At 46.4% G+C, this 12,258-nt stretch carries 12 protein-coding genes; 6 read left to right on the plus strand and 6 right to left on the minus strand.

The window, feature by feature from the left end:
* Positions 1–33 precede the first annotated feature (33 nt).
* The 5 genes from ACI49J_RS05440 (at position 34) to ACI49J_RS05460 (ending at position 5,540) form a co-directional block, all read left to right on the plus strand.
* On the plus strand, positions 34–1,134 hold the full coding sequence (locus ACI49J_RS05440; RefSeq protein WP_240253375.1) for a glucose 1-dehydrogenase: 1,101 nt from the start codon (positions 34–36) through the stop codon (positions 1,132–1,134).
* 122 nt (positions 1,135–1,256) lie between these two features.
* Positions 1,257–2,933: a dihydroxy-acid dehydratase gene (ilvD, locus tag ACI49J_RS05445; protein ID WP_240253377.1), complete on the plus strand. Its 1,677-nt coding sequence runs from the start codon at positions 1,257–1,259 to the stop codon at positions 2,931–2,933.
* 241 nt (positions 2,934–3,174) lie between these two features.
* Complete coding sequence (gene glcS, locus ACI49J_RS05450) at positions 3,175–4,755, plus strand: glucose ABC transporter substrate-binding protein GlcS (RefSeq protein WP_240253387.1); 1,581 nt, start codon at positions 3,175–3,177, stop codon at positions 4,753–4,755.
* Between the two features lie 333 nt (positions 4,756–5,088).
* Positions 5,089–5,268 (plus strand): hypothetical protein, encoded by a 180-nt coding sequence (locus ACI49J_RS05455; RefSeq protein ID WP_240253388.1) that lies wholly within the window; start codon positions 5,089–5,091, stop codon positions 5,266–5,268.
* A gap of 134 nt (positions 5,269–5,402) precedes the next feature.
* Positions 5,403–5,540 carry a hypothetical protein gene (locus ACI49J_RS05460; protein ID WP_240253390.1) on the plus strand — a complete coding sequence of 46 codons (138 nt, stop codon included), beginning with the start codon at positions 5,403–5,405 and terminating at the stop codon, positions 5,538–5,540.
* 140 nt (positions 5,541–5,680) lie between these two features.
* On the opposite strand, the gene ACI49J_RS05465 is transcribed toward ACI49J_RS05460, so the two are convergent.
* The 6 genes from ACI49J_RS05465 to ACI49J_RS05490 are packed head-to-tail and all read right to left on the minus strand — an operon-like array spanning position 5,681 to position 10,930.
* Positions 5,681–7,543: a secretion system protein gene (locus tag ACI49J_RS05465; RefSeq protein WP_240253392.1), complete on the minus strand. Its 1,863-nt coding sequence runs from the start codon at positions 7,541–7,543 to the stop codon at positions 5,681–5,683.
* The gene (locus tag ACI49J_RS05470) at positions 7,540–8,988 is read right to left on the minus strand and encodes a type II/IV secretion system ATPase subunit (protein ID WP_240253394.1); all 1,449 of its coding nucleotides are present in this window, start codon (positions 8,986–8,988) and stop codon (positions 7,540–7,542) included. The genes ACI49J_RS05465 and ACI49J_RS05470 overlap by 4 nt, the downstream gene beginning before the upstream one ends.
* A 2-nt stretch (positions 8,989–8,990) precedes the next feature.
* Positions 8,991–9,434 carry a hypothetical protein gene (locus tag ACI49J_RS05475; RefSeq protein ID WP_240253397.1) on the minus strand — a complete coding sequence of 148 codons (444 nt, stop codon included), beginning with the start codon at positions 9,432–9,434 and terminating at the stop codon, positions 8,991–8,993.
* The gene (locus ACI49J_RS05480; protein ID WP_240253399.1) at positions 9,431–9,859 is read right to left on the minus strand and encodes a hypothetical protein; all 429 of its coding nucleotides are present in this window, start codon (positions 9,857–9,859) and stop codon (positions 9,431–9,433) included. Before ACI49J_RS05480 ends, ACI49J_RS05475 begins: the two co-directional genes overlap by 4 nt.
* Positions 9,856–10,344: a hypothetical protein gene (locus ACI49J_RS05485; RefSeq protein WP_240253401.1), complete on the minus strand. Its 489-nt coding sequence runs from the start codon at positions 10,342–10,344 to the stop codon at positions 9,856–9,858. The genes ACI49J_RS05480 and ACI49J_RS05485 overlap by 4 nt, the downstream gene beginning before the upstream one ends.
* A gap of 19 nt (positions 10,345–10,363) precedes the next feature.
* Positions 10,364–10,930, minus strand: a complete 567-nt coding sequence (locus ACI49J_RS05490; protein ID WP_240253402.1) for an archaellin/type IV pilin N-terminal domain-containing protein — start codon at positions 10,928–10,930, stop codon at positions 10,364–10,366.
* Positions 10,931–11,151: 221 nt separating this feature from the next.
* On the opposite strand from ACI49J_RS05490, the gene ACI49J_RS05495 reads away from it, so the two are divergent.
* Entirely contained in the window at positions 11,152–11,985 is an 834-nt protein-coding gene (locus ACI49J_RS05495; RefSeq protein ID WP_342780696.1) for a hypothetical protein, read from the plus strand.
* The last annotated feature ends 273 nt before the right edge of the window (positions 11,986–12,258 follow it).

Consider the following 12,258-nt stretch of genomic DNA (forward strand, 5'->3'; position numbering starts at 1 on the left):
AGACTTATTTTCTTTTACTAGTCCTAGGTACTAATGAAGGCGATAATTGTTAAACCGCCAGAGAATGGTGCATGGATATCAGATGTTAGTGAAAGGGAACTGGACAACTATGGAAAGGTTAAGGTAAGAACATTGTATAATGGGGTTTGTGGAACGGACAGGGAAATTGTTAACGGAAAACTAACCCTTTCTGAGTTATCTAGGGATAAAAAATTCTTGGTGCTAGGTCATGAGGCTATCGGTGTGGTTGAGGAGTCAGGTTTTGGCTTCAAGAAGGGAGACTTAGTAATGCCTGTAAATAGAAGGGGATGTGGAGTTTGTAAAAACTGTTTAGTGGGAAGGCCTGACTTTTGTGAGACCGGGAGTTTCCGTGAGGCTGGGATAATTGGGATGGATGGGTTTATGAGAGAAGAGTGGTACGATGATCCTAGATACCTAGTGAAGATTCCTAGGTCTCTTGAGGATATTGGAATCCTAGCTCAACCTCTTGCTGATATAGAGAAATCCATTGAGGAAATTCTTGAGGTTCAAAGGAGGGTTCCAGTCTGGAGCTGTGATGATGGCACGCTTAACTGCAGGAAGGTCTTAATTGTGGGAACAGGGCCAATAGGAGTTCTGTTCTCGTTGTTGTTCAGGACCTTGGGACTTGAGGTATGGATTTCCAATAGGCGGGACCCGAGGGAGAGGGAGCAGATCTTGTTGGAAGAGACTGAGGCTAACTATTTTAATTCAGTGAACGGTTACGAAGATTTAGGCAAGAGAGTTGGAAAATTTGATATTATCATTGATGCCACAGGTGCAGACGCCAGTCTAATCACAAAGGTCCTCCCACTACTGCAAAGAAATGGTGTGCTGGGCCTCTTTGGCTTTCCCACCTCCGGCTCCTTGTCAATGGATTTTGAATTGATACAACAACTAGTTCACGCAAATAGGGCGGTTATTGGTCTAGTTAACGGTCAAAAGCCACACTTTCAGCAGGCTGTTACACACTTGGCATCATGGAAAATGTTGTATCCGAAACTATCTCAGCAACTAATTACAGATACAGTGAGTATAAATGAGGAAAAGGAGGTTCTGAGGATACTGAGGGAAAAGGAACACGATGAAATTAAGATGAGGATAAGCTGGAATTAAGGAACCAGGAATTTTTCCTTGTTTGGGATTGTGGCACCTCTTAGATTATGCGATGATTTTGATGATCTGTTGGGTTTACGACCAACATGTAACTTTTAAGCTTGGGGCAGTATTGGGAACACATGCCTTCTAACCTTAATAGTCCATCCAGGTATCAGGGTTTGTACAACTCTCCACATAGGGCTTTTCTTAGGTCAGTGGGTTTAACTGATAGCGAAATAAATAAGCCATTGATTGCAGTGGCAACGGCTTGGAGTGAGGCAGGTCCATGCAACTTTCACACCCTAACCCTCGCGAGAGTTGCCAAGGAGGGGGCAAAGGAGGCTGGTCTATCACCGCTAGCATTTCCTACTATGGTGGTTAACGATAACATAGGAATGGGATCCGAGGGTATGAGATATAGCCTGGTCAGCAGGGATCTCATTGCGGACATGGTGGAGGGTCAATTTAACGCTCACGCCTTTGATGGCCTAATTGGTATCGGAGGATGTGACAAGACCACTCCCGGTATTTTAATGGGCATGGCAAGGTTAAACGTCCCTTCAATTTACGTTTATGGTGGATCGGCAGAACCGGGATTCTACATGGGAAAGAAACTCACCATAGAGGACGTACACGAGGCAATAGGCGCTTATCTTGCAAATAAAATAAGCGAGAACGAGCTTTACGAAATAGAAAAGAGATCCCATCCTACCTTGGGAACCTGTGCTGGTCTATTTACCGCAAACACCATGGCCTCCATGTCAGAGGCACTGGGAATGGCATTGCCGGGAAGCGCTTCTCCCACAGCCACGTCGTCTAGAAGAGTCATGTATGTTAGGGAAACGGGAAAGGCACTGGGACAACTCATAGAGAACGGGATAAAATCGAGGGATATCCTAACCTTTGAGGCATTTGAGAACGCAATATCCACTTTGATGGCCATGGGTGGTTCCACCAACGCAGTCCTACACCTGTTGGCCATAGCATATGAGGCTGGAGTTAAGCTAACCCTTGACGATTTCAACAGAATATCCAGAAGAACGCCCTATATCGCCAGCATGAGACCCGGTGGGGAGTACGTAATGGCAGACCTGGACGAGGTAGGAGGAGTTCCCATAGTCCTACGAAAGTTGCTAGAGGGAGGCCTCCTGAATGGTGACGTTTTAACAGTTACAGGAAAGTCCATGAAACAAAACCTTATGGAGTACAAGTATCCGCAGGTACCTCATGAACATATAGTAAAGAGCATCTCAAATCCCATAAAGCCAAGGGGTGGAATTGTGATATTGAAGGGGTCATTAGCACCTGAAGGAGCTGTAATTAAGGTAGCGGCGACCAACGTAGTGAAGTTTGAGGGAAAGGCTAGGGTCTATAACTCAGAGGACGAGGCATTCAAGGGGATTCAAAATAACGAAGTGAAAGAGGGAGAAGTGGTAATCATTAGATATGAAGGTCCCAAGGGTGCACCAGGAATGCCGGAAATGCTGAGAGTAACCGCTGCCATAATGGGTGCTGGACTTAACAAGGTTGCAATGGTTACCGATGGAAGATTCTCCGGAGCCACAAGGGGTCCCATGATCGGGCACGTTTCTCCCGAGGCGATGGTGGGAGGACCTATAGCTATTGTGGAAGACGGAGACGTCATAGTGATTGATGCAGAAAATGAGAGACTTGATCTCAAGCTCAGTGAGGAAGAAATAAAAAGCAGGCTCAGGAAATGGTCTCCCCCACAGCCGAGGTATAAATCTGGACTCCTCGCTAAATATGCCTCCCTCGTATCCCAGGCATCAATGGGGGCAGTTACTAGGCCTCTATAGCATATCTTTTTCAATTATAAGTTATAGTTAGATTTATTTATAAAAATTCAGTAACATCGGATCAGATCCCAATTAGTTTATCCGATGAATTGTATATTTTATTCAATATGCCAGGAAAGGACCTTTAGTCCACCGTGGTTCTATTGATCGAGGATTCACATATTTATCAACTAACTCATTTTTACAATATCTATTGTTCTTACCCAGAAGGTTTATTAATGATGGATTACAAGTTTTTCTAATGAAAAGCCGTGCTATGTCTACCACGACCTGGGCTATAATTGCCGCAGTTGTGGTGATAATAGTAATAGGAGCCGTAGCAGCAGTTCTCCTCGTTCCCCACACTAAGCCTACTTCAACTCCGTCGACTACATCGCCCCCATCAACCTCTACCACCAACGTTACGTCCACTAATCTCGTCTTCTATACGTGGTGGGCAACGACAGGTAAGGTTGCCCTAAACCATCTTATTCCGGCCTTTGAATCCTCTTATCCAGAGTACACAGTCACCAAGAATCTAGTACCTGGAGCTGGTGGTACAAACGCTAAGTATGCGATCTTAGCGCTCATAGAAGCAGGTAAGCCTCCCGCAATTTTTCAGAGCCTTGTAGGTGCAAACATGTTAAGTTATGTGGAATCTAGTCCTGGGGGGCTTTCCACATTCGTGAATCTTACTCCCGTGGCACAACAGGAAGGATTGTTGAGCAATACGGTTCTCCCAGTAATGGAAGCTGCTTCCTATAATGGTACAATGTTGAACGTTCCTGTCAGTGTCCATAGCGGATTGGTATTATACTATAACTTGAACTTATTGAGGGAATATAACTTACCTATCCCACAAAACTTGACCGAACTCACCTATGACACGGTCCAGTTAGCAAAGCATGGCGTAACGCCATGGATGGTACCAGGAGCTGATGGCGGTTACGATCAGGAACAGTTATGGTTCGCGATCTTCCTTAGTCTGGGAGGACCTAGACTAATGGACGAGCTTTTGTACGGTACATTACAGCTGAGCAATTCCACGGTTCAAACCATATTCAATGAGACTAACGCCCTCTTCCTGAACTACACCTCCTATAATTATCCGGGATGGCAATCCATGACATGGACGCAGGGAATCGCCCTAGTATATCAGGGCAAAGCTGCGTTCGAGGTTGATGTAGATTCCGCCACCAACTATCTCTATGACTTCTTAAACGTGACAACATATCCTGCGGTTCAACCTTACTTAAGCTGGAGCAACGTGACCATGGTAGCTCAACCTTTCCCAGGTACGCAAAACTACTTTCCAATAGTTTCTGATGCGGTGGCATTGCCTGTAAGTAGTCAGCAACAAGCAGCTATAACTTTCATTAAGTATTGGACCTCATATCAAGGCCAGGAAGTATGGACAAAATGGAAGGCAGTAACGTATTATAAGAATGGGACAGATTGGTATAACACACCGCAGCAGTACTGGATGTATCAACACTTGTTAAACATATCACCTAATAACTTCGTCATAGATCCGTTATCGCTCTTCGCCGATGTAGACGCTCAATTATATTCAGGTTTACTCACACTGCAACAGACCGGATCCTCTGCCCTTCCCATATGGGAATCCCAATTTAACTCGTCAGTCCATGAGGAATATTTGGAATGGCAGACAGCTGCTAAACTAGGGTTAGGGTACCTGGGATTTCAAGGACATCCCTTTGGAGGATATTATCCACCATGGGTAAAATCCAATGATCCCTCACAGTCCAATAGCTCTGCTGAGCAACAATATAATTTGCAATTGATTTCCGCAATTATAGGAGAAGCTAAACTCTGGTATTGAGAATGGGGGGGGGGGAATTTAAACAGGTTTAAGGAAAATTTTTTATTAAAGAATAAATATATTGTGCGCTCTGGTTTCATTTAAGATGTCAATCTAAGAATCGAAGTATTTACTTGCTCAGAGAACTGGGAGACGAAGTCCATCTCCATCAACTCGCGAAATCATATTGACATGAAGTTACAGGTTCCGAGAGTAGATCGCGTTCCTAACGGGCCCAATCAAGTCATCATCTCAAGGTTCCTATTCACCGCCTTAGCACCCGTCCTTAACTTCACGAGTCTATTGTGAAATGATTAGTGAAGAGATTAGTTTTGATTCACGGGAATGATGTTATTGGGTAAAAGGAAGTACACGTTGTCGTCACTCACTCCTTATCAGATAGACTCCCTAGATTCTTGGAAGGTCTGCTCTCCTCTATCTCAGGGAAAATCAACGTATGTGCCCGTGCTCGAGAACAGAAAAGTGAAGCATTGCTACAACAGCAGCATGGAGGAGAGGATAATCAAGACATGAGCAGGATGAAGGTGAGATCTCCAAGACAAGGGCCCCTTTGGACGGTCTTGATGTGGCTCAAGAGCTGGGGAGATGTACGCAAAGCTCCTCCACTTGTATAGCGCAAAGGAGGTCACGGGAGGTGTTGGCGAGATATGGACGTGAAGAGAAACGCTAGGGCTTTCTACACGTGGGTCTCCTCCTGGGAGTCTTCCATTATTCTTGCAAAGATACTCCTGCTCCCCCACACTTACCTTACTTGGCCACATGGTACTAACAAGGAAATAAATTAAAGAAAAATTTTTAATCTTCTAAAAAATAAAAATGCACTTTGATCTAGATTTCGATTTCGCTTTGTTCAAGATGTTCTCCATTGTCTTCTTGAGGGCTAGATCCTTCTTCTTGTTGAACTCCACACCCTTCATTTTCTCACCTAGATGATCTTAAGAACGATAAACTGGAATATCACCACAGCTATCACCGAGACCACCATGAGCTCGAATATCCTGAACGTGTTCCTAACCGTTCCGTCATAACCCTTGGCCAGGAGGATTCCGTATATGATCCCTGTCTCGACGATGGCAACCTCAAGTCCGGGGATCATGGATTGTATGACCTGTCCCACGTTCTGGAACACCGAGAAGAACTGAAGTAGGGCCTGGGCTTGAGGCGGGAACTGGACTCCAGGCGTTTGTTGTATTGAAGGTATCTGGGCCAGGCTCGAGATCTGATTCAACACAAAGTAGGTCAGGGCTATCATGGCGACTAGGATTAGGGGGGAGGCTATGGCGGATCCAAGGAACATGTAGAGTCCCCTTCTCTTCGCCAGGATGGCGTCATAATATGAGTCTGCGAATTCCGCCAACCTCTTCATTATGTCATATCTGAGAACACCTTCCCTGTCAGCCTTAACCATTATCTCAAAGATGGTTTTCCCCATCCATGATTCGGACTCGGGCACGGGTTCCTCCTCCACGGTAGACAGGATAAGATATCTCTTCAACATCATGTTGATCTCCTTCCCGAACCCCTTATTCCCTAGGAGCTTCGAGATTGCGGTGAAAAGGTTGTCCCCAGTTGTCCTAATATGTTCCCCTATAGACCTCACGAAGACGGCCATGTGAGCCTCTATGCTGTTCTTCCTTTGGATTGCCGTCTGGGCAGAGTAACCGTACCCGAGGGAGAAGCCTATGACAGGAAGCGCCAAGAGCAACCATTCGTATTGAATTCCCTTGAATAGTAGAATAGCATCGACGGCAATCCCGGCAGCGAGCCCGATTAACCCTTTCTTTAGGTCCCCCTTGGCTGGGATCTTGTCGAGGGGGGCCTGAAGCGACACGTAAAAGTAGAGCGAGGCACCGATCAGGGGTATGAGGAAGTAGGTCACCATATCAACTCCGTAAGTCGCGTTACCTTGAACTATTCCGAACCATATGGCCACAAGTGGAACCATGAGGAGGAACAACATTGAGAGTTCCCCAAGGTTCGAGACGGCCCTTCCGTAAGCCTCCCAAGTCTCCTTCATCCACGCAAGGATCTCCTGGGTAGTCCTGGACAGGTGGACTGAGAGTTCTCCACCTATTGAGGAGATCGTGATTGCTCCGCCCAGTAACCTCTCGAAGAGCTTCGAGGGGTGATTGTCCGTCTCCCTCAGAACGGCCTCATCTGGGGAAAGGTTGAAGGTCGTGAAGTCGCGGTGGATCTTTGCGAACTCCCTGGGTATGGCAACTAACTCGCTGGTCTCCTTTCTAAGGGCGTTAATTATCCTCATGACGTCATATCCAATCTCTGAGAGACCCCACATCAGGAGAGACACAACAGGGAGCTCTAGCTCAACCTGCCTCTTGAGGGTTGACCTGATGTCCATGTATCTCATCCAAGGTAGAAAGTAGGTCACTAGGACTATGGCACCTCCCACTGGGGATGCAAGCGGGTACATCATCATGAGCGCCATTCCGATTATCACGGAGACTGGTAGGCCTACGTAGTAGAGGTTAACCATCTCATTACCCCATCTCCCTGGCCACTCCAACACCTTACTTCCAGCCACCAGCCTCTCCATCATGGAGAAGATTGTCTCGTCCCTGTGTAGTGTTCTGTGAATTGCGGGAGGCCAGGCATACACCGGTAACGGGAGTAGAACGAGCCAGGCAGGGAAGCCCAGGATCGTAAGCCTGAGGAAGAACAGGATGGGAACTAGGGCAGTCGCTACTGAGGCAATCGCTAACATTACAACGAAGTTAAGATCCTTGGTCTTCACAATACTAGTGGATTTTACCTTGGTCTTGGCAATCATACTATACCCTCCTCCTCGTAGTAGGACCTTATCCTTTTCTCGTATTCAGGTTGCGGCAGACCGGCGGTCTCTAGCATAAACTTAACCTTCTTCTCTAAGTTTGCCTTAAGATCTCCCTCAGTGTAACCCTTGAGTGAGGCCATGGTCATTAACCTCTTGCTGTGGAGTATGTCCACCACGTAAGAGTCAGACACGGGAGAGTAGGTCGCAAGCGGAACGTAATGTGCCTCACCGTCCCTCAGGACTACCTCACCGACCTCCTGGACCCTCCTCACGAGTTTACCACTAACGTTGTAGGAGTTGACGAATACCACCATGGACACAATCGCGAAGAAGGAGTCATCTACCCCAGCGTAGTTGAACCTAGCCTTTAGGGAGGCAAAGTCCTCAGCGTGTAGCGAAGTGATTCCACCGTGACCTGCAGCTACAGAGTGAATGAATTCCCTTATCTCCTCCTTAGACCTTACCTCACCCACCGAGACCAGGTCTGGCCTAACCCTGAAGGTGTGGGAGATGAGTCGGTCCAGTGGAATCTCGGCAGACTCACTGTACTCGGTCATTAAGGTTGGCTTCCTGGACACAAGCCTCACCCAGTTGGGGTAGATTACCCTTAGCTCTGGTATCTCCTCCACCGTGACTATCTTCCAGGAGGGTGGGGCAACTGTGAGCAGGGCGTTGATCAGGGTCGTTTTACCCGAACCTGATCTCCCGACCACGAGTATGACACCGCGATTCTGAAGGACGAACCAGAGCGCTGAGGCCACGAGGGGTGGCATTATCCTCCTCCTCATTACCATGTAGGGGAGAGTCCAGACCTCCTTCACCGGCTTCCTTATGGAGATAGTTGAGCCATTGGGAGAGACCTCCCTTCCGTAGGTCAGGGCAATACGGTAACCCTCAGGGGTCATGGCGTCTAGGATTGGCCTAGCTAGGGTGATGGATTTACCGCTCTTGAAGGCGATCTTCTGAACCAGATAGTTGGCCTCGCTTGAGTCAAGGATCACGTTAGTGGGGATCCAGGTTCCGTACTCTCTGTGGAACACGAACACGGGTGAGGATGGAGCGGTGGGAGAGTAGGACACATCTTCTATCTGCTCGTCGTCTAGGAGGGTTGTGAGGACGTCGTACCTCAGGATGTCCCTGACCACGTAATAGCCTATAACCTTGTCCCTACCAACGTAGTCTAGGTAGGAGGTGACCAAGCGGTCCACCTCAGAGGGCTTGAGGGTGTAGTAGAGTGCCTTGTGAGCCTTCTTCAGGAGCTCAAGTTGGGACTGGTTTATGTTGGGCTCCTCGATGTCGTAATATACGTCAGTTTGGTTCCTGATGATCTTAACCTTGGGGAAGGCAACATCATAATCGGGGTAGATTCCCTTGACGTCGTACTCCTGGATGATGTCGCCCTGATACTTGGGTCTTATCACCTTAACGTCCTTCGGCTCCATCATTAACCACCTCCGAGATTTCCTCCCCAGAACAAGTTTCCATAAGCAGTCACTACGCCAACGGCGGAGTTAGCTGGTAGATTTAAGGTGAACGAGACCTCAGTATTGGGCTGAAGTACAGTATTCTGGAGCAAGGTACTGGCGCTATATACTGTCGGTGGTCCTTTTATTTGACCGTTATTATTTAATGGTACCACGATTATCCATAAAATCTGAGATGCAATAGTACCTGTGTTTTTAATCATAACCTGACCCTGATTCCCATTACATTGTACCTGCAAGCTTTCAGCGTTCTTCAGGGAGGTGATGGTCTGTGCCTGAGACACCTCTGTAGCGAAAAGTTCAGATCTGTAACTTATGATGAGGAGAGATCCTATCACGGAGATTGCGATTAAAAGAAAGATTACCGTTCCAACTACGGTTCCTAAACCCCTGTTCAATTTCATAAACTCACCTCGAAGAAAGAACCATCAGTTTCGAAAAATGTAACCGGAGTACCCCCTCCAACAACCTTCACCTGAAGAACGTACAGATATCCAGCCAGGAGTGTGTTTGATGTAACAGGCACCGGATTAACTTGATTAGCCCCGTTATTTGGATAGCAGTACACGCTAACACTTTCAATGGTATTTCCAACCACAGCGTAGGCTATGGTTATGGGTGTCGATCCGTAATTCTCCACGTAAACGCAACCTGTTCCTCCATTGTTGTTGGTCCACAGCACGGAGAGGAGATGAACCGAGGGAGTCTGGACAACGTTACTGGAGGGAAGGATGTACTGGCTGTTGTACGCCAGGAAGATCCCCATCAGGGATAGGGTGACCACTAGAGAAAGGAACGCAGCCACTACCTCGGAGAGACCTTTCCTCATCCATACATCACCTGTGCAGAGGATTGAATCTCAATGTAATTCGATCCGAAGTATCCCTCTATGGAGACCACGGGGTGTTGGGTGTTGATAGGTTGTTGAGCAATAAAGAAATATATCGTGTAATCCTGGTTAGGTCTCAAGCTCAAGGGAAGAGACACAGCATTAGGTGTCTGATTAAACGATGTGTAAACAGATCCGGCGTTTTTGTTAAACACCACATTTCCATTCACACTTACCACTATTCCCGTTAAAGTGAAGGGGAGATCTCCATTCTTCACGTTCACCTCCACCATGCATACACCTCCGTTGTTCACACCTCCATTCAACTGTAGCACGGTGGAGGAGAGGGAGATATCTGGGTTACCCTGTGCTACATAAACGTAAAAGAGCGTATACCTGAATAAGAAGGTCCACGCAACAAAGACCAGAACGATCAAAAAAAGGGACCCCATCACGGAGGAGAGTCCCTTTCTTGCCTTCAGCATGTTTTACACCTTCACGGGTCTAGTCTTGGACTACGGTGCTTATCTGGGTCGCTAGAGTCTGGTGAGTTACTATGTCGGTAGCAGTAACTTGAACTACCACTGTACTGCCTACGTTGTACGAGTTAGTGTTGAAAGTGGCGACGCCAGTAGTAAGTGCACCGTTAAGGGCAATATTGTTCGTGGTTGTTAGCTTGCTCGACGTAACCGTAGAACTTATCGTACCAGTTAAAGATATGCTCTGTCCAGGCTGTATCGTTATGTAAGAATTTGCTGCTGGCGTAAAAGTCACTTCTCCTATGGTGACGGAAGTTATGTTCACAGGGTCGTTACCAGTATCAGTTATAGTTAGAGCAACACTTACGCCACTTCCACCAGCCTGGAGTCCTGTACCTCCGGGATTTATCAAACTCACGTCAGACACTGAGATCTGGGCATTATGACTGTTCGACGAGAATAAACCGAAGGCGAAGTGCCCCAAAAGCAGGGCTGCCACTATTGTTAATACTATCATGAGGAGGGACCCCACAATGTTTGAGAGTCCCTTTCTACCCTTTGAACTGATTTTTTTGCCTTTTAGGTGTAACATTTTTTCTCTGTGAAACATGGGTGTCAAAAGTGTCTTAAAAAGTACAACCGGAACACACCTGTTTCACAAAAGAATTTTTCTCAATGAAAATAAGTGAAACACTATATTTCCAACATATATTTGTTTCAGTGAAACAGTGAAACGGAAACAGGTCTCAGTTCCCGTGTATTTAGGGCATTATTCCGCATCATAATCTTATAAAGAAAACTCACTAAATTATCATGATTGAGATGAGGCAGAACTTACTCATAGGCATAACCATTGTGGTTCTGATATCCAATATCTTTCTTGGTTACGAACTTTATGTCACTACTCACCCCCAGCAGACGAGTGCTTCAACCCCCATTAGTATCAGTGGGCTAACTGTATATAACAATACAAGGATAATCACTGTCACCAACGGGAGCGGTTTCAGTTACGAGTACAAGTTCAATTTATCGTTCCCCAAAACGGGAATCTATTATATTGGGATTAACCCGCACGGTTTCAGCTCCCTCTACGTTTTGATTTATCTGGATGACGGAAACTCCATTTCACTGACCCTAAACAATACTAAGGCTCAGTTCACAGCAGATGATAGGAATTTTCAAGTTACCATGTTTGTCTCGGGTGTCCTGAATGAGTCGCCGACTCCCCAGACGGTGATTGAGTTGCTGGGACTTTATTATCAGTACGTGGGTCCGCTAAACGTTTATGGCAACGTGACAGGCTCCACAGGGCATGAAAACGACAACTCCACGGACATTCAGAACCATATGGATTCCCAAGACCAGAACGCGACCAGTGACGTGACCAGCCAGGACGTGATCAACTCGACCAATGTAAATTCCACGGTAAGCTCCTCACAGGAACATGAAAATAATGTTACCAATTCAACTTCACAGAGTCATTCGGATCAGGGAGGTACATCAGATCAAAGCTCCTCCCAAGATTCAGGTCAGAGCTCCTCAAGTTCCCAGGGATCCTCAAGTTCCCAATCAGGTTCACAGGACTCGGGTCAAGGCTCTAGTGATTCCTCGAGCTCTTCAGGTTCTGATAGTGGAGGAGATAATTAATTTCATCAGTATTTTTTAGATCGTCTTTCATATTTCTTTAAAGAGCCTATATAGAGTAATTATCTATTCTAGATTATTAAGGCTTTTTCCTCCCTATACTGTGGGGCCAGGTCATACTGCCCAAAAACGTGGTGTTTCGCGTTCCACTGAAACCAATAAATGAGTGAAACACCGATTATTTTCCATTTATTTAAACCTAAAAAAGTATTTATCCAAGTGATTAGCCAGCGATACAAAAGAGTTTGGAAATCTCTTATAAATAACCCTAAGATT

Source organism: Metallosphaera sp. D4-4 (assembly GCF_046245145.1).
Taxonomy (GTDB): Archaea; Thermoproteota; Thermoprotei_A; order Sulfolobales; family Sulfolobaceae; genus Metallosphaera; species Metallosphaera sedula.

Bases quoted from the DNA above. Each gene is read 5' to 3' on its own strand.
- ACI49J_RS05440 (WP_240253375.1), top strand. From the start codon at position 34: ATGAAGGCGATAATTGTTAAACCGCCAGAGAATGGTGCATGGATATCA.
- ilvD (WP_240253377.1), top strand. From the start codon at position 1,257: ATGCCTTCTAACCTTAATAGTCCATCCAGGTATCAGGGTTTGTACAAC.
- glcS (WP_240253387.1), top strand. From the start codon at position 3,175: ATGAAAAGCCGTGCTATGTCTACCACGACCTGGGCTATAATTGCCGCA.
- ACI49J_RS05460 (WP_240253390.1), top strand. From the start codon at position 5,403: ATGGACGTGAAGAGAAACGCTAGGGCTTTCTACACGTGGGTCTCCTCC.
- ACI49J_RS05465 (WP_240253392.1), bottom strand. From the start codon at position 7,543: ATGATTGCCAAGACCAAGGTAAAATCCACTAGTATTGTGAAGACCAAG.
- ACI49J_RS05470 (WP_240253394.1), bottom strand. From the start codon at position 8,988: ATGGAGCCGAAGGACGTTAAGGTGATAAGACCCAAGTATCAGGGCGAC.
- ACI49J_RS05475 (WP_240253397.1), bottom strand. From the start codon at position 9,434: ATGAAATTGAACAGGGGTTTAGGAACCGTAGTTGGAACGGTAATCTTT.
- ACI49J_RS05480 (WP_240253399.1), bottom strand. From the start codon at position 9,859: ATGAGGAAAGGTCTCTCCGAGGTAGTGGCTGCGTTCCTTTCTCTAGTG.
- ACI49J_RS05485 (WP_240253401.1), bottom strand. From the start codon at position 10,344: ATGCTGAAGGCAAGAAAGGGACTCTCCTCCGTGATGGGGTCCCTTTTT.
- ACI49J_RS05490 (WP_240253402.1), bottom strand. From the start codon at position 10,930: ATGTTACACCTAAAAGGCAAAAAAATCAGTTCAAAGGGTAGAAAGGGA.
- ACI49J_RS05495 (WP_342780696.1), top strand. From the start codon at position 11,152: ATGATTGAGATGAGGCAGAACTTACTCATAGGCATAACCATTGTGGTT.